Source organism: Bdellovibrio sp. HCB337 (genome assembly GCF_047302465.1).
GTDB lineage: Bacteria > Bdellovibrionota > Bdellovibrionia > Bdellovibrionales > Bdellovibrionaceae > JACMRP01.
On the sequence record NZ_CP178621.1, the window covers coordinates 3,768,087 to 3,783,875 of the forward strand.

Genomic DNA, 15,789 nt, shown 5'->3' on the forward strand with positions numbered 1-15,789 from the left:
TTAAACGAAGAAATAGTGGAACGACGGCCGATGTTCTTTTCGGCCCGATTCCAAGTTGAAAAGACTGATCACTTCTGTTTTCACGCCTTTTTTCACATTGAAAATCGTCAAATCTGAGTTTTCGATAATCTGATGCAAACCACGTCCGGCACCGCCTTTGTTGGCGTTCAAACTTCCGGCTTTTCCGTGGTAGCAGCTCTCTAAATACTGAATAATAATTTCTTTAGTCAACGCTCCGAACGGATCTTCGACCGACAACGCAATCATCGTTCCGTCAAAAGCATATCTCAACATAGATTCTTGGCTTTTTTGCAGATTTACTTCGGTCTTACGCGGTAGATGGTTGAAGAGCGCTTGTCCCTTTCCATCCGTAGGAGCATCATAGATCGCGTTCATCAGCATTTCTTCCGCGACAAGATAGACGCGATCTAAGATAGATGCGCGAATTCCGCTGACTTTGAAATGAGCAACCATTTCATCTTTCAAGCTGTCACGTTCCTTGCTGCATTTAACGCTCTTTAATTGAACGTCTGCGCCCCAAGAAAGATATTTTTCGATACCGAAAATGTTCTGATTCAAAACCTTCGTCATCGTCGTCAAAAGACTGCGTACTGTAAAGCTACGGTCTTCAGGATCGCGTGACATGATATTGTCCACAAAAGGCAGACCTTTTACAGTTTGAAGATTGTCTGTGACATTTTGATTAGTTAGCAATACCAAGTGCGGACTGATTTTATTTTGGAAAGACTGAACCAAGATATCCAAGAAAGCTTCTTCACAAAGAATTGCATCGTATTTTTTCGCCTGAATGAAGCTTTCGGCCTCATCCTTATTATTGGCGATATCAAGACGAACTCCCGTTCCTCCGACCGCCATACGCGCAATTACCTGCTGCTTCTTATCAGATTCGACTAACAAAACTTGCTTGTCGCCCACTTCTTGTAAGTCTGCTTGAACACGCTGTAATTCACGATTCGCAATTTCAAATAAACGTGCTTTTTCATTCGTTTTAATAAGACGCTCTACAAGAATTGAAGAGTACAAACGATACAAAAGAGCGTTGAAATGGTCTTTATCTTTAGGATGAACATGGGCAAAGTCTTCGGCTTTTACTGAAAAGCACTCTACATCTTCCGCGGCGCGTACGGACGTTGTCGCAGGGTTCTCGCTGATAACACTCATCTCGCCGAGTACTTCACCGATGTGATCCAAGGTTGCAACCACTTCACCGGAAAGAATGATTTCCACTTTTCCGCTGCGAATAAAGTAAAGCGATTGGTTGGGTTGCCCCTGACGTAAAATGAATTCGCCCTTCTTGAAGGACTTGCCCACCATCATCGTGGAGACCTGCAGCAACAGATCTTCGCTAAAAGAGCTGAAGAAAGCGAAATTCTTAATTTCTCGCGCCACATCGGCGGGATGTAATCTCATAGAAATTATTATGGATTTTCATTTCTGCATTGACTAGTTTGCACTTGAATAATTTGGGAATTGTTTGAAAATTAAGTCCTAGGTCTATCAAGGAGTGAGTGTGTTTCCTGTCATCCACTTGGCCGAAGGTCTTGAAGTTCCAAGCTTCTTTCTGGTCATTAGTCTAGTCCTTTGCATTGGGCTCCTTTGGGTTGTCCGCAGAGGTGACACGTACGGTTTACCTAGAAAAAATATTCTAGATTTGAGTCTTTTGCTGATGGCGTCTTCACTTTTGGGAGCACGCCTCATGCACATCGTCTATGAAAACCCAGCTTACTATCTTGAAAATCCTGTAAAGATTTTTTATCTATGGGAAGGCGGTTTTGTTTTTTACGGCGGCATGATTTTGGCGCTGGTCGCAACAATCCTCTACTTGAAAATGACTGAGCCGGAAGAGCCTGGCTTTTATTATGATGTCTTTGCACCAGTTCTTTCTTTTGCTTATGGTTTCGGCCGTATTGGATGCTTTTTAGCGGGCTGCTGTTTCGGAAAATCTTGTGACTATCCTTGGGCGATCGACCTCCGTCATCCGACTCAGCTCTATGCACTGTTTTGGGAACTTGGTGCGATCATGATTCTTTTGGGAATCGAAAAGAAAGATAAGCGCCAACGTCCCGGTTTTCTAAAACGCCCCGGTGATCTTTTTATTTTGTGGCTTGCACTCCATGCCGTCGGTCGCATGTTCATGGAATCGTTCCGGAATGATTTCCGCGGAGACAATATTGCCGGGTTTTCAGTCTCTACAGTGCTGAGCTTTATCTTGCTTGTTGTGGCTGTGGCTTTGCTAGGCGGCATTGGCAGAAAGCCTTGGCGACAACTGTTCAAGAAGAAATCGTAAAGCCTCGGCACAGCACATATTTTCTTGATTAAAACGGGCGCAAATAGGATCGTTTCATTCTATGAAAACATCTTTGCACCCATCAATTCCGCAAGCGTCTAAATATCCTCAAACCTTCAACCACCACGGCGATCAACGAGTCGATCCTTATTTCTGGTTGAAAGATGTCCAGCACCCAGAAACGAAACCTTACCTAGAAGCAGAAAACGCGCACACCAACGCGTATTTTGAAGACTACAAAAATTGTGAAACAAAACTTTTTGAAGAACTTAAAGCTCGTATCGTTAAAGACGACTCCACACCACCTGCAAAAAGTAATTCTTACTACTACTACACGCGCATGGAGGGCGACAAAGAACAACCTATTCAATGCCGCCGAAAAGGGTCCGCCGACGGCCCTGAAGAAGTGATCTTGGATTGCAATGAACTTGCAAAAGGTTTCAAGAGTTTTTCACTGGGTATTTTCGATACCAGCCCCGACCATGATGTTCTTGCGTACGCTACTGATACCGATGGCGACGAGGTTTTCTCTTTGTACTTCAAGGATCTAAAAACGGGTAAACTCTTCCCAGAGCAAATTGAGAAGATTTACTATAGCAGTGCTTGGTCTAAAGATAACAAAACTTTCTATTACATCACTCAGAATGAAAATATGCGTCCCGATAAGATGTGGAAACATACTTTGGGCACACCGATTTCTCAGGATGAGGTGCTTTTTGAAGAGAAAGACAATCAATACTTCATTTCTTGTCACCTTAGCGAAAGTGAAGAGTATATTTTCTTAAATCGCCACAGTCATGGCAGCAGTGAATTTTACTACTTGGATGCAAAAAATCCGCAGTCCAAACCACAGCTTTTCTCGAAGCTTGAAGAGCGCGTCGAATACAACGTCACTCACCGTGGGAATTACTTTTACATTATGACTAACAAGAACGCGCAGACGTTTAAGCTCTGCCGCACTCCTGTTGGCAAAACATCCCAAGAGCATTGGGAAACTCTGATTGAGGCGAAGCCTGAAATCACTTTGAAATCTCTTTATGCTTTCCAAGACTTCATGATGATTGGGGCCACAGAAAAAGCTCTACAGACCCTATACAAATTCGACTATGACACGTTTAAAATGGATCAGGTGAAATTTCCAGATCCAATCTATCAGGTCAGCATGGGTGCAAACTATGAGTTTGCAACGGATTGGGTGCGTTTGAACTACAACTCGATGGTTCAGCCGAATCAAACTTATGACCTTAACATGAAGACCCAAGAAAAAATCGTTCGCAAAATTCAGCAGATTCCTTCTGGATACAATGCCGAAGAATACACCTCTGAGAGAGTGTGGGCGACGTCTCATGATGGCGTGAAGGTGCCAGTATCTTTGGTCTATAAAAAGGCTCTTCGCAAAAACGGACCACAACCAACTTTGCTATACGCCTATGGTTCCTATGGAATGGCCATGCCTGCTGCTTTCAGCTCTCACCGCATCAGTCTTCTTGACCGAGGTTATGTTTTCGCGATCGCTCACATCCGTGGCGGCAGCGATATGGGGCGCCAGTGGTATGAAGAAGGAAAGTTTTTGAAAAAGAAGAACACCTTTCATGACTTTATTTCTAGTGCCGAGTACTTGATCCAAAACAAGTACTCTGAACCTAAAACCCTCTCTATTATGGGAGGCAGTGCTGGTGGTATGTTGATGGGTGCCGTTGTCAATATGCGCCCGGAACTTTTCAACTCGGCTTTGGCTATTGTTCCATTCGTCGATGTTCTTAACACCATGTTGGATGCAAGCCTGCCCTTAACTCAGATGGAATATCAAGAGTGGGGCAACCCTGAAGTTTCCAAAGAGTATTATGACTATATCAAAAGCTATTCTCCGTACGACAATGTGAAGTCTCAGGCTTATCCGAATATTTATATTAAAGCCGGTCTTAATGACCCACGTGTGACGTACTGGGAACCTGCAAAATGGTGTGCAAAACTGCGTGAGCATAAAACGGATCACCATGTTTTGTTGTTAGAAACCGATATGGAATCCGGCCACGCCGGAGCTTCAGGACGCTTCGAATACCTCAAAGAAATCGCACGCCAATACACATTTATTTTGGCGACTGGTACTCCCGATCTTTGCAAGAACTAAAAATACACTCCATCCTCTGCCCAGAGGATGGAGATTTCGTTAATTCAAGATATCGCCCTCAAAAAGACCCCATCGCTTGGAAATTATCTCTGACATGCCTAAGATGTTGACGGCATCTTCACGGAATCAAGTACTCTTCATCTTAGCATCCTCATAAAATGAGGGAATACATACAGAGCAAAAAACGAGTTCATATCCAGGGAGGGTTCTATGAAATTGTTGATGTTTATTCTTGGTGGATTTTTGATCTTTAACGCCTTTTCTGTAGACACCTTCGCAGCAAGCCGTAAAAAAAAGGAAAGCATCGATGAACTGAGCCGCGACGCCTATATTTGGGGCTATCCCGCGGTTTATTTGAAGCACGCTAAAGAGGCCATGCTTTCAAAAACCAAAAATCCTCAGGACGCCATCAATCATTTCTTTCACTCTCATAAAGTGCCGGATCCATTTCTAGGCCATTTTGTTTCAGTTCATCCTGAAAATTTGTATAGCTGGGCCTGGGTGGATCTTAGCAAAGAACCTCTTATGATGACTCATCCCCAAGTCGGAGACCGATACTACTCAGTACAGTTTGTCGACGCCTTTTCAAATGTCTTTCATGTCATCAGCAACGATAGTCATGGCGATAAGCCGGGGCTGTTTGCCATCACGCCTCCGGGTTGGAGAGGATCCTTGCCAGAAGGTGTGATCCAAATTCGCTCTTCGACTCAAGAAATTTTAGTTCTATCGCAAACGTTCGTGCGCGATAACAAAGAGGCCGCCCGCATCGCAAAACTTACCAGCCAACGACATCTTATCCCGCTTTCCAGTTGGAACAAAGGAATTCAGGTCGACGGAGTTCAGCAACAGTATCCAGAAAAGCCTCTCAAGATTAACCGAAATCTAGCGGCCTTAGGCCTGTCTTTTTATAAAGAGCTTCACGAAGTCATCGCAAAAAATCCACTTCCTACAAAGGCCGATGCTCAAGAGCTAGATCGTTTCAAACCCCTGGGATTAAATGACCAAACAGCCTTACAAACTTTTATGGGCCTTCAAGAAAACACCAAATCGATGGAACGTGGAATCTTCGAAGGAGAGCGCGAAATACAAAGCAGACTTGCCACAGGATTTGGCATGAAGATCAATGGCTGGGCTTATGAGATGAAGGCACCGCCATTTACAGAAGATTTCTTACTACGTGCTTCTGTTTCCCAGAAAAATCTATTCTCGGTTCCTGCTGATGAAACCGTGCAAATGTCCTTGGACGTCGACAGCGAAGCTCGTCAGCTTTTTAGCAGCTATCGCTACGTCATCCATTTTGAAAAAGAGGACTTTCCACCCTCTCAAAATATGTGGTCTTTGAGAGTGCATGAAATGAAGAGCCGAAATAGCGAAGATGTACCTCGTCCGGTGTCATTCATTAACGACCGCATCTCTCGTTTGAAGTACAATTTGGATGGATCGGTGGATATTTTGCTTTCACATGAAAAACCTGCCGAATCTTTGCGCTCTAATTGGCTGCAGCTTTCTCAAACCTCCAATTTTTACGTTGTACTGACGATGTTTAATCCGAATAACACGGTCCTAAATCGTAAATACATTGCACCTTCGCTGACTCGCATCGATGAAAACCGTCCGCCAAAACAACGCATCACCCATACGATGATGGCTCGTCAGGAAGAGCCTGTCTCAAAATGAGACGGGCTCAAAAATGTCACTCCTATTAATACTTTGACAGGTAAATATTCCCCGTTGTGGCCTGAATTGTCTCTGTTTGTGGCACGGCACCTGCTTAGTTCTTCAAATGAGGAACCTTATTAACAAAAGGCTCTCTTAATAAAGAGGAACTTATGAAGAAGTACATCATTCTATTTGCAGGTTTTGTAGTTTCCGCGCTTCTTGTCGCTTGCGCTGACGAGAAACCGAACAATGGCAATAATGCTGTTATCAACTGCCCTGTTGGAACTGTTTTCCAAAATGGTTACTGCACGAATGGTAACGGTGTTGTCACAAACACTGGATCCGTTGGTTTTTATTCTGAAAACTGGCACGACCGTACTCTTTCTCCAACAGGAAGTGGTCTTCGTAACTTCTTAAAAGACGCCATGGGTGTCTGTGATCGCAATCACTCAAATGGTGGTCTTGCGGACTGCAGCGCGTGGATGTCTGGCGCATTCGATGTTGTGATGCAAGCTCCAAATACGCAAACAAATGCTATACAAGTTACTTTCCGTGCAAAACCGCGCACGAACCAGAACTACAACTATTACTATTCTTTGCCTTCTGCAGGACAGCTTGCGGGTGCAATGTTAGGTCTTCCAGTTGTTGGCAACCCTGGCGCTGTTCGAAATCCATTGCAACTTAACATGACAGTTTCTGTAACAAACAACTATCAAGGTTTTGAAGCACGCGGATACGGCGACTTCTACACAACTGCTAACAGAAGTTTGATCCAGATCCAAATTGCTCAAGGAAAACTTGAAGATCCTTCGTTTAATTACCGCATCGCTTACCGCGGCGAGGTAATTATCACAGGTCGCTTCGTTCGTTGTAACACCGCAGATTGCGGACTCACTCAACCTTTTGGATACTAAGTAAGAATTTTTACGTAAGAATAAAAGATTCTTAAATATGAACGATTCTAAAGCGAAAAAACCGACTCAAAGAAAAATCAAGTGCCCACAATGTGGGCGTTTGGCGTTCTATTCTGTTGAAAATCCTTTTCGTCCTTTTTGCTCTGAAAGATGCCGCATGATTGATCTCGGCCAGTGGGCCGACGAGTCTTATCGCATTCCTGTAGAACAGAGTTCAGTCTCTAGTGAATTAGAAATTCCAGAAGAAGACTCTGACAATTATCAATAGACTTCACTTTTTGGTGTTGACGAAATCCTGTTTTTGTTTTTTCATTGTGCTCATTAGAGGAAGAGTAACAACATTGACACAATGAGGAGTCAAAATGAATAAAGCTCAATTGATCGAGAAGATCGCTACTGAAACAAAAGTTTCTAAAGCACAAGCAGAAACTATTCTTGATTGCGCTATCGAGAACATCAAAAAAACAGTAAAAAAAGGTGACGATGTAAAACTTGTTGGCTTCGGTACTTTCACTAAAGCTAAACGTAAAGCTCGCACTGGTCGCAACCCACAAACTGGTAAAGCGATCAAAATCCCAGCTTCTTGGGCTCCAAAATTCCGCGCTGGCGCTGAATTCAAATCAATGGTTAAGTAATTTTTTACTGAACTAAGTTTGAAAAAAGGATCACGAAAGTGATCCTTTTTTTTTGCGTTTACTTAAGTAAATCTCAATTTTGTGTAAACCGACAAAGGCAATAACATAAGCACCGCGAAGATTGCCAACAGGCCTCCGCTAGGCGGCTTTGGCGAAGTGCTCGCAACCAGTCCACACCCCATCATCTTGTCATCACCAAGCTCATCGCGCGGATACAGATAAGTCATTCCATCAATATCATCCTGCGCCAAAGCAAAATTGGTTTTCGCTCCGGCGTTGTAATACATCAACGCACTCGGATCTTGAGAATGCCCCAAACCTAAAACGTGACCCATTTCGTGCGCAATGATCACCAACAACAACTCGCGGTTAAATCTGGAGATGTTAGCGGCTCCTGCGGACGCGTTCAGACGCATTATTCCGACGACTGCATAGTGGCCGATCGATCCCGGTCCTGCCACTGCTGGAACGCTATCTACATCTCCGTATCCACTAAAATTAGTTTCACAATAAATGGTTACTGGATTTGCCGCCGCTGTGCTGGTGGTAGAACCACTGTAGGAAACTTTCACTCGGCTTGTTGCAATATTGTTCCACACTGAAGCTGCTTCATTGATAAGCCCTGGAACATCCACAGAAGCTGGGCAATTCGACGTGTTCACATTGAAAGTGATTTCTGGGTTTTCCCAACCTCGATATTCAGAGTCCTCGACGACCAAAGTGAACGCGGAACTTGTCATTGGCCAAAAACACAAAATAGTCGCTGCAAGAACCTTCTTCACTAGAAGCCTCCCCCGTTAAATCGATAATCGTAACTGAACATTAAACTCATGCTGCGCTTCTCTGAAAATGCACCTTCTGTCACAAGATCAAAGCCAATTCTTGAGCTGCCAAAGTTCGAAGCGACACCCGTATTCAAAGTTACATTTTGAGCTGTGGATGTTCTGCCAGGAAGAGCAAAGTCTGCAGTACTGCCCCCATTGTTCAAGGTCACAATCCCGCCCTTACCTTTGGTTTCATAGCGAATCACGCCTGGGCCAACAAACCACTCCCAATTGGATGCAAAGTTTTTTCCGACCGGGAAAGACAAATGCATCATCGTGGTTTTTGCGGAATCGCCCGCAGATGCGCGTGGCACCGGTGTAAAATGCAAGCGCGCAGCCCCATACCAATCACTCATAAGATCAAAATCATATTTCATGCTCAGCGGATAGCTGGCGGTCCCAAACAGACTGGCTTTCCCGGTCACATCCGATGTGGTCTTGTTAAGAGAATTTTGAGAAAAATAGCCAACGCCACCGTAAAAAGCGCCGTTTTTGAAGGCAAATACGGGAACAGAAAATGCCAGAGCAAAAGCCATCACCAAAAACTTCATGGAAATTCACCTTTCATGCACTGCACACATTCTAGATCTGGCGCGCTGAGATCGTCACTGTGTTCTTTTTTTTTACTGAACTTTCGTGTTAGTCTCTGAACAGCAAGGAATTCTTCATGAAAAAAATTGGCGTATATACATCTGGCGGTGATGCTCCTGGGATGAACGCTGCGATTCGAGCAGTAGTCCGTATGGGAGTTTCAAAGAAAATAGAAGTCTATGGAATCTACCAAGGCTATAGCGGCATGATTGAAGGAAAGATTTCTCTTCTGCAGCCACGCGATGTTGCCAACATCATTCAAAGAGGCGGAACAGTTTTAAAAACCGGCCGCTCTGCTGAGTTCATGAAAGCAGAATTCCGTAAAAAAGCCGCTGATAATTTGAAAGCTCTTGGAATCGAAGGCTTGGTTTGTATTGGTGGAGATGGCTCTTTCAAAGGGGCTCATGCTTTGTGGGAAGAACACAAAATCCCAGTTGTCGGCATCCCTGGCACCATCGACAATGATATCTATGGCTCTGACAATACGATTGGGTTTGACACGGCCGTAAACACCGCGCTGGATGCGATTGATAAGATTCGCGATACAGCAGCAAGTCACGATCGTCTGTTCATTGTCGAAGTGATGGGCAGAAACTCGGGCCACATTGCCTCTTACGTGGGCCTTGCTGGTGGAGCGGAAGAAATCTTCACACCTGACGCGAACACCACTGTTGAAAAGGCTGTGGATAGAATCAAAGACTCTATGCAAAGAGGAAAAACGAGCTCTATTATCATCGCGGCCGAGGGACAAAAACCGGGACGCGCCTATGATCTGGCAGAAGCGATCCGCAAAAAATCAGGATTAGACGCCAAAGTGTGCATCTTGGGCCACTTACAGAGAGGTGGCAGCCCCACAGCTATCGATCGTGTTTTGGCCTCCCGCATGGGAGCCGCTGCTGTAGAGGCTTTGGTCAAAGGACAAAGTGACATCATGATCGGAACAGAGGGTCCGCAACTGGTTACCATGTCTTTAGAACAAGTTGTGAAGACTGAGAAAAAAACGTCGATGGATCTGATCAATTTGGCCACTGCTTTATCCATCTAAAATGTAAATAAAAATTGACCGGACTCCTGACGGTTGCAATCATCTGCATATTGAAGAGGAGTCTATAAAATGAAGAAAATTTTAGTCACGCTACTTGCGGTTTTGCCTTTGCTGGGCGCCTGCACAAAAAAGAGCAACGAAATCCTAATTGGTGAATTCGGATCACTTACTGGAAGTGATGCGACTTTCGGTCTTTCAACGAACAAAGGCTTGCGTATGGCTTTTGACGAGATCAACGCAGCAGGCGGCATCAATGGTAAGAAAGTAAAACTTATTACTGTCGATGACCAGGGTAAAAACGAAGAGGCAGCAAGTGCTGTGACTCGTTTGATCACTCAAGACAACGTTGTTGCAATCATCGGTGAAGTTGCCAGCAGCCGTTCAAAAGCTGCAGCTCCGATTGCGCAAAAGTATCAAGTTCCAATGTTGACCCACGCTTCTACAAACCCAACTGTTACTCAAGTGGGAGATTATATCTTCCGTATCTGCTTCATCGATCCTTTCCAAGGTTTCGTGATGGCGAAATTCGCCAACCAAAACTTGAAAGCGAAAAAAGCAGCTATTCTTCGTGACGTAAAATCTGACTACTCTGTTGGTTTGGCAGATGTGTTCTCTGAAGAATTCAAAAAAATGGGTGGTGAAATCACTGCGGACCTTAGCTTCCAAAGCGGTGACATCGACTTCAAAGCTCAATTGACACAAATCCGTTCTAAAAACCCAGATGTGATCTTCATTCCTGGTTACTACACAGAAGTGGGTCTGATTGCTCAACAAGCTCGTCAATTGGGAATCAAATCTCCACTTTTGGGCGGCGACGGATGGGATTCATCTAAGCTTCATGAGATTGGTAAAGAAGCTATCAACGGTAACTACTACTCTAATCACTACACAACTGAATCTACAGATCCTGCAGTTGTAGAGTTCATCAAAAAATTCAAAGAGAAGTACAATGAAACTCCTGATGCAATGGCTGCTCTTGGCTATGACGCTGCAAAAGTTTTAGCTGCAGCTATCGGACGCGCTAAAGAAGTAACTCCGAAAGCCATCCGTGAAGAGCTTGCAAAAACTGCTGACTTCCCAGCGGTGACAGGTAAAATCACTATCAACGCTGAACGTAATGCCGTGAAGAGCGCTGTGGTGGTTCAAGTTCAAGGACCTGAGCGTAAGTTCATCACGACAATTGCTCCATAAGGATTTTCATGCAGGATTTCATACAGCATCTGATTAACGGAATTAGCCTTGGCAGTATCTACGCTTTGATCGCTTTAGGTTATACGATGGTTTATGGAATCATGAAGATGATCAACTTCGCCCACGCAGACGTTTACATGGTGGGCGCGTTTACCGCATATTATGCAGCAAAATGGATGGGCCTGGAGAATTCTCCGGGCTTTTCTACATTTGTGATCTTACTCGTGATCGCAATGGTTGTTTGCAGTCTTTTGGGCTTGGCTATTGAGCGCTTTGCCTATCGACCCCTCAGAGACTCTCCAAAATTGAATGTGTTAATCACAGCAATCGGTGTGAGTTTGTTCCTGGAATACACTGGCCAAGTTGTATTTGGCGCCGATCCTAAAGTTTTTCCTGAAGTCATGAAAGATTTTGTGATCAGCAGTTTCGGTGGCATCGATTTAAAATCTTCCGATGTCACCGTTCTCGGAGTCAGCCTTGTGGCCATGGTTCTTTTGAATTTCATCATTCAAAAAACAAAAATGGGCCGCGCTATGAGAGCCGTCAGTAATAATGCTCCTGTGGCTTCCATGCTCGGAGTAAATACTAACCGTATTATCGCTTTCACTTTCATCTTAGGGTCTTGTTTGGCCGCTGTCGGAAGCATCCTTGTCGGCATGAAGTATCCTAAGATCGATCCTTTGATGGGAATGATGATTGGATTGAAGGCCTTTGTTGCGGCCGTCCTTGGCGGTATCGGCAACGTTCAAGGAGCCGTTCTTGGCGCCCTGATCATGGGTCTGTCGGAAGAAATGGTTGTCGCCTATCTCTCAAGTACTTATCGCGATGCTTTGGCCTTCGGGATTTTGATTGTGATCCTGATCTTTAAGCCCGCAGGCCTTCTTGGTAAATACAGCGTGGAGAAAGTCTAATGCAAACTTTCAAAGCTCCTCTGTACTCTCTGGCAATCTTATTGGCTGTGGGTGCGATCTTTCAATTTGGTGTGAATCCTTATATTCAGCTCTTGGTGCTTTTCACTGTCGTGAATTCAATTCTAGCGATGAGCTTAAACTTAGTGAACGGCTATACCGGACAGTTCTCTTTAGGCCATGCGGGCTTTATGGCGATCGGCGCCTATGTTTCTGCCTTCTTAAGCACTCAATCACCGCTCTTCTCGGGTGCATTTGCTTTTATCGGCATCGGTTTTACAACTATTGCCGGTGGATTACTTGCGGCCTTCGCGGGATACCTTGTAGGTCTTCCGTCTTTGCGCCTCAAAGGTGACTATCTTGCGATCGTGACCTTGGGTTTTGGCGAAATCATCCGCGTCGCCCTCTTGAATATCAATGCGCTCGGTGGACCGCGCGGAATCTCGGGGATTCCATCCCTGCCCAATTTTTTTGTGAGTTATACATATGCAATCCTGTGGGCCTTGGTCTGCTTCTTTGTGATCTGGAGACTGATCAAGAGCAGCCATGGCCGCGGATTCTTAAGCGTACGTGAAGACGAAATTGCTGCTGAAGCCATGGGCATCGACACCACTAAAATGAAAGTTCGCGCGTTCGTCCTTTCAAGTTTCTTTGCTGGTGTTGCTGGCGCTTTGTTTGCCCATGTTACGAACTATATCAGCCCATCCTCTTTCACATTCTTGATGAGCGTGAATGCGATCATCATGGTAGTCTTGGGTGGAATGGGCAGTATGACCGGCTCTATCACCGCCGCGATTTTTATCACGGCAATGCCTGAAGCTCTTCGCTCGTTACAAGATCTGACCGGCGTTGATTTACGTATGGTTATTTATTCTTTGCTTTTGATTCTTGTCATGATCCTGCGTCCGCAAGGCATTTTCGGCGAACACGAAATCACCGACCTCTGGAGAAAATATGTCCGCAAATCTGCTTGAAGTGAAAAGCATCACCATGCAATTTGGTGGTCTGAAAGCCGTGGACTCTCTTTCGTTCTCGATTCCCGAAGGCCAATTGGCAGGACTGATCGGCCCTAACGGTGCTGGTAAAACCACTGTTTTTAATATGCTGACTGGGGTTTACCTCCCAACTAAAGGTGAAGTTCTGTTAAAAGGCGAAAACCTGTGCGGCAAAAAGCCTTTTGAGATCTGCCATCTTGGCATGACGAGAACGTTTCAGAATATTCGTCTTTTTAAAAACCTCACCGTTTTGGAGAATGTTTTAATTGCGACTCATCAACATATCACTTATGGACTGCTCGATTCTGTAATGCTGACTCGGAAATTTAAGACCGAAGAACGCTTGATGACAGACAAAGCGATGTCGTTGCTGAATATCTTCCACCTTGAAAAGAAGGCACACGAAAAAGCGAGCTCACTACCTTACGGTGAACAACGCAAGCTTGAGATCGTGCGCGCTATGGCAACTGATCCAAAACTCATTCTTCTGGACGAGCCCGCAGCAGGAATGAATCACTCTGAAACCCATCAATTGATGGAAACCATCGCGAAAGTTCGTAAGGACTTCAAACTAACGATCCTGTTGATTGAACATGATATGAAGTTGGTAATGGGTATTTGCGAAAATATCACGGTGATCGACCACGGTGTGAAGATCGAAGAAGGACCTGCTCAGAAGATTCAAACCTCTGACAAAGTGATTCAGGCATATCTGGGAGTTGAGGCATGAGTTCTAAAGTCTTAATGAGCGTCAAAGATCTGCAAGTTTATTACGGCGCCATTCATGCTCTTAAAGGCATTAGCTTTGAAATTAATGAAGGCGAAATTGTTTCTTTGATCGGCAGCAACGGTGCCGGCAAAACAACGACACTCAGAGCAATTTGCGGTCTTGCTGAAGCCCGTGGCGATATTATGCTTGAAGGAAAGTCTCTGTTGCAGATCCCAGCTCACAAGCGTGTTCACCATGGTTTAGCCCAGTCTCCAGAAGGCCGCGGAATTTTTCAGAACCTGACGGTTTTGGAAAACCTGCAAATGGGCGCCTATTCCCGCAGTGATAAAAAAGGCATTCAGCAAGATCTGGAATATTGTTTTGGTCTTTTTCCTCGTCTAAAAGAACGTGTTCAGCAAGTTGCGGGCACTCTTTCAGGCGGAGAGCAGCAAATGCTGGCTATTTCTCGAGCGATCATGTGCAAACCAAAACTGTTACTTCTAGATGAGCCTTCTTTGGGACTTGCTCCTAAAATCGTTTCGCAAATTTTCGAGATTGTGAAAAAGCTGAACTCAGAAGGAATGACAATTCTTTTGGTTGAGCAGAACGCCAATCAGGCTTTGAAAATTGCACATCGCGCTTATGTCTTGGAAACTGGGAAGATTACTCTGAGTGGAACTGGGCAAAGTCTTCTTAGCAATGATGAAGTTCGTAAAAGCTATCTTGGGGTTTAAGGGGTGTAAGTGATTACAATCACACCCTGAGCGCCAACGCCTCCCGGTTGCGACCTACCGCCGCCGCCGCCTCCAGCACCATAGAGACCGCCAGTACCGCCACCAGAGCTTGAACCCTCACCGCCGCCACCGCCGCCGCCACCGGCACCAGTCCCCGTAGTTACGTCACTGCCCGCACCCCCGGCGCCACCGCCGTAGCTTCTAGCACCACCCGCAGCTCCACCACCGTTGGTTCCTGAGTTGCCGGCATTGGCATCACCAGTTCCACCACCGGTTCCCAGATAGTTGGCACCGCCACTGCCACCATTTTCACTGGCATTTCCATCAGAGCCCGCAGCACTACTGCCACCACCGGCGCCACCACCACCGCCGCCCGATTTGTCATTTCCGCGGCCTCCATTTTTTCCAGCTCCGTTGGGACCGCCAGCGCCACCGCCGCCACCACCACCATCATAGCCTGCCGTTATCAATGCACCACCAGCTCCTCCAGCGTACTTCACATCGCCGACAGAAGATGTATCAGAACCAGCGGTACCACCTCCCGTAGTGCCTTGTCCCCCGGCGCCCCCACCCTTAGCCATGACTGTTGTCGTATCGACCACATAAGTGTCTTCGCCGGGAGAGCCCACAGCTCCCCCATCGGCAACATTGATATTCACAGATGAACTTGGTGTCAGAGTAAGATTCACTTTTTTGGCGTAAGCTCCGCCGCCACCGCCACCACGACCATTAGAACCGTCTGTGGCGCCACCACCACCGCCACCGCCAATAACTTCTATCGTGTTGTTACTGCTATTCCAGTCGGCAGGCACAGTCCAAGTTGTTTGCGCGGTATTTGTGATGACAATAACAATAGTACCAGATTGCTTCTTCCAGAAAGCAAAAGGCGTCATGTGAGCCCATCCCAAAGCGGGAAAGAATATCAGAGCTAAAATCAGGAAAAACCTCATCATATATATCATCGGTTTTTTTCCCTGCTGAGGTACTTGTGAATAAACTTTAACAGCACTTGGTTGAAAAAAATGTGTCCGTCAAATATGCGACCCCACGGATGTGGTCTAATAATATTATGGACACATTCCAACCACTCTCAAAACGACTCAAGTTGTGACTGATGTGTCGCCTTGAAATTCTTACCTGGTGAG

At 45.5% G+C, this 15,789-nt stretch carries 16 protein-coding genes; 12 read left to right on the forward strand and 4 right to left on the reverse strand.

Annotated features, from left to right (window positions below; genetic code table 11):
* Nucleotides 1-1,431, reverse strand: a complete 1,431-nt coding sequence (locus ACLWBB_RS18140) for a cyclic nucleotide-binding domain-containing protein (protein ID WP_413288977.1) — start codon at nucleotides 1,429-1,431, stop codon at nucleotides 1-3.
* 100 nt (nucleotides 1,432-1,531) lie between these two features.
* Between ACLWBB_RS18140 and ACLWBB_RS18145 the strand changes: the two genes are divergently transcribed.
* The 6 genes from ACLWBB_RS18145 to ACLWBB_RS18170 all read left to right on the forward strand — a co-directional run bounded on the left by ACLWBB_RS18145 (nucleotide 1,532) and on the right by ACLWBB_RS18170 (nucleotide 7,647).
* Nucleotides 1,532-2,308 (forward strand): prolipoprotein diacylglyceryl transferase, encoded by a 777-nt coding sequence (locus ACLWBB_RS18145; protein WP_413288978.1) that lies wholly within the window; start codon nucleotides 1,532-1,534, stop codon nucleotides 2,306-2,308.
* Between the two features lie 61 nt (nucleotides 2,309-2,369).
* Nucleotides 2,370-4,439, forward strand: a complete 2,070-nt coding sequence (locus ACLWBB_RS18150; RefSeq protein WP_413288979.1) for a S9 family peptidase — start codon at nucleotides 2,370-2,372, stop codon at nucleotides 4,437-4,439.
* A 210-nt stretch (nucleotides 4,440-4,649) separates the two neighbouring features.
* On the forward strand, nucleotides 4,650-6,116 hold the full coding sequence (locus tag ACLWBB_RS18155; RefSeq protein ID WP_413288980.1) for a DUF1254 domain-containing protein: 1,467 nt from the start codon (nucleotides 4,650-4,652) through the stop codon (nucleotides 6,114-6,116).
* Between the two features lie 152 nt (nucleotides 6,117-6,268).
* Nucleotides 6,269-7,012: a hypothetical protein gene (locus tag ACLWBB_RS18160; protein WP_413288981.1), complete on the forward strand. Its 744-nt coding sequence runs from the start codon at nucleotides 6,269-6,271 to the stop codon at nucleotides 7,010-7,012.
* 37 nt (nucleotides 7,013-7,049) lie between these two features.
* The gene (locus tag ACLWBB_RS18165) at nucleotides 7,050-7,280 is read left to right on the forward strand and encodes a DNA gyrase inhibitor YacG (protein ID WP_413288982.1); all 231 of its coding nucleotides are present in this window, start codon (nucleotides 7,050-7,052) and stop codon (nucleotides 7,278-7,280) included.
* A 94-nt stretch (nucleotides 7,281-7,374) separates the two neighbouring features.
* Nucleotides 7,375-7,647, forward strand: a complete 273-nt coding sequence (locus ACLWBB_RS18170; RefSeq protein WP_413288983.1) for an HU family DNA-binding protein — start codon at nucleotides 7,375-7,377, stop codon at nucleotides 7,645-7,647.
* A gap of 62 nt (nucleotides 7,648-7,709) precedes the next feature.
* On the opposite strand, the gene ACLWBB_RS18175 is transcribed toward ACLWBB_RS18170, so the two are convergent.
* Both ACLWBB_RS18175 and ACLWBB_RS18180 read right to left on the reverse strand, forming a co-directional pair.
* The gene (locus tag ACLWBB_RS18175) at nucleotides 7,710-8,429 is read right to left on the reverse strand and encodes a matrixin family metalloprotease (RefSeq protein WP_413288984.1); all 720 of its coding nucleotides are present in this window, start codon (nucleotides 8,427-8,429) and stop codon (nucleotides 7,710-7,712) included.
* Entirely contained in the window at nucleotides 8,429-9,022 is a 594-nt protein-coding gene (locus tag ACLWBB_RS18180; protein WP_413288985.1) for a hypothetical protein, read from the reverse strand. The genes ACLWBB_RS18175 and ACLWBB_RS18180 overlap by 1 nt, the downstream gene beginning before the upstream one ends.
* Before the next feature lie 116 nt (nucleotides 9,023-9,138).
* Between ACLWBB_RS18180 and pfkA the strand changes: the two genes are divergently transcribed.
* From pfkA to ACLWBB_RS18210, 6 genes are all read left to right on the forward strand, one after another.
* Complete coding sequence (pfkA, locus tag ACLWBB_RS18185; protein WP_413288986.1) at nucleotides 9,139-10,107, forward strand: 6-phosphofructokinase; 969 nt, start codon at nucleotides 9,139-9,141, stop codon at nucleotides 10,105-10,107.
* Nucleotides 10,108-10,176: 69 nt separating this feature from the next.
* Nucleotides 10,177-11,298, forward strand: a complete 1,122-nt coding sequence (locus tag ACLWBB_RS18190) for an ABC transporter substrate-binding protein (RefSeq protein WP_413288987.1) — start codon at nucleotides 10,177-10,179, stop codon at nucleotides 11,296-11,298.
* 8 nt (nucleotides 11,299-11,306) lie between these two features.
* Nucleotides 11,307-12,209 (forward strand): branched-chain amino acid ABC transporter permease, encoded by a 903-nt coding sequence (locus ACLWBB_RS18195; protein ID WP_413288988.1) that lies wholly within the window; start codon nucleotides 11,307-11,309, stop codon nucleotides 12,207-12,209.
* Nucleotides 12,209-13,180 carry a branched-chain amino acid ABC transporter permease gene (locus tag ACLWBB_RS18200; protein ID WP_413288989.1) on the forward strand — a complete coding sequence of 324 codons (972 nt, stop codon included), beginning with the start codon at nucleotides 12,209-12,211 and terminating at the stop codon, nucleotides 13,178-13,180. Before ACLWBB_RS18195 ends, ACLWBB_RS18200 begins: the two co-directional genes overlap by 1 nt.
* Nucleotides 13,161-13,931, forward strand: a complete 771-nt coding sequence (locus tag ACLWBB_RS18205; RefSeq protein WP_413288990.1) for an ABC transporter ATP-binding protein — start codon at nucleotides 13,161-13,163, stop codon at nucleotides 13,929-13,931. The genes ACLWBB_RS18200 and ACLWBB_RS18205 overlap by 20 nt, the downstream gene beginning before the upstream one ends.
* Nucleotides 13,928-14,644 carry an ABC transporter ATP-binding protein gene (locus ACLWBB_RS18210; RefSeq protein ID WP_413288991.1) on the forward strand — a complete coding sequence of 239 codons (717 nt, stop codon included), beginning with the start codon at nucleotides 13,928-13,930 and terminating at the stop codon, nucleotides 14,642-14,644. Before ACLWBB_RS18205 ends, ACLWBB_RS18210 begins: the two co-directional genes overlap by 4 nt.
* On the opposite strand, the gene ACLWBB_RS18215 is transcribed toward ACLWBB_RS18210, so the two are convergent.
* A complete protein-coding gene (locus ACLWBB_RS18215) occupies nucleotides 14,641-15,537 on the reverse strand; it encodes a hypothetical protein (RefSeq protein ID WP_413288992.1) in 897 nt (298 codons plus the stop codon). The genes ACLWBB_RS18210 and ACLWBB_RS18215 overlap by 4 nt on opposite strands.
* Nucleotides 15,538-15,789: the final 252 nt, after the last annotated feature.

Bases quoted from the DNA above. Each gene is read 5' to 3' on its own strand.
- ACLWBB_RS18180 (WP_413288985.1), bottom strand. From the start codon at position 9,022: ATGAAGTTTTTGGTGATGGCTTTTGCTCTGGCATTTTCTGTTCCCGTA.
- ACLWBB_RS18155 (WP_413288980.1), top strand. From the start codon at position 4,650: ATGAAATTGTTGATGTTTATTCTTGGTGGATTTTTGATCTTTAACGCC.
- pfkA (WP_413288986.1), top strand. From the start codon at position 9,139: ATGAAAAAAATTGGCGTATATACATCTGGCGGTGATGCTCCTGGGATG.
- ACLWBB_RS18150 (WP_413288979.1), top strand. From the start codon at position 2,370: ATGAAAACATCTTTGCACCCATCAATTCCGCAAGCGTCTAAATATCCT.
- ACLWBB_RS18195 (WP_413288988.1), top strand. From the start codon at position 11,307: ATGCAGGATTTCATACAGCATCTGATTAACGGAATTAGCCTTGGCAGT.
- ACLWBB_RS18170 (WP_413288983.1), top strand. From the start codon at position 7,375: ATGAATAAAGCTCAATTGATCGAGAAGATCGCTACTGAAACAAAAGTT.
- ACLWBB_RS18215 (WP_413288992.1), bottom strand. From the start codon at position 15,537: ATGACGCCTTTTGCTTTCTGGAAGAAGCAATCTGGTACTATTGTTATT.
- ACLWBB_RS18205 (WP_413288990.1), top strand. From the start codon at position 13,161: ATGTCCGCAAATCTGCTTGAAGTGAAAAGCATCACCATGCAATTTGGT.
- ACLWBB_RS18160 (WP_413288981.1), top strand. From the start codon at position 6,269: ATGAAGAAGTACATCATTCTATTTGCAGGTTTTGTAGTTTCCGCGCTT.
- ACLWBB_RS18140 (WP_413288977.1), bottom strand. From the start codon at position 1,431: ATGAGATTACATCCCGCCGATGTGGCGCGAGAAATTAAGAATTTCGCT.
- ACLWBB_RS18165 (WP_413288982.1), top strand. From the start codon at position 7,050: ATGAACGATTCTAAAGCGAAAAAACCGACTCAAAGAAAAATCAAGTGC.
- ACLWBB_RS18200 (WP_413288989.1), top strand. From the start codon at position 12,209: ATGCAAACTTTCAAAGCTCCTCTGTACTCTCTGGCAATCTTATTGGCT.
- ACLWBB_RS18210 (WP_413288991.1), top strand. From the start codon at position 13,928: ATGAGTTCTAAAGTCTTAATGAGCGTCAAAGATCTGCAAGTTTATTAC.
- ACLWBB_RS18190 (WP_413288987.1), top strand. From the start codon at position 10,177: ATGAAGAAAATTTTAGTCACGCTACTTGCGGTTTTGCCTTTGCTGGGC.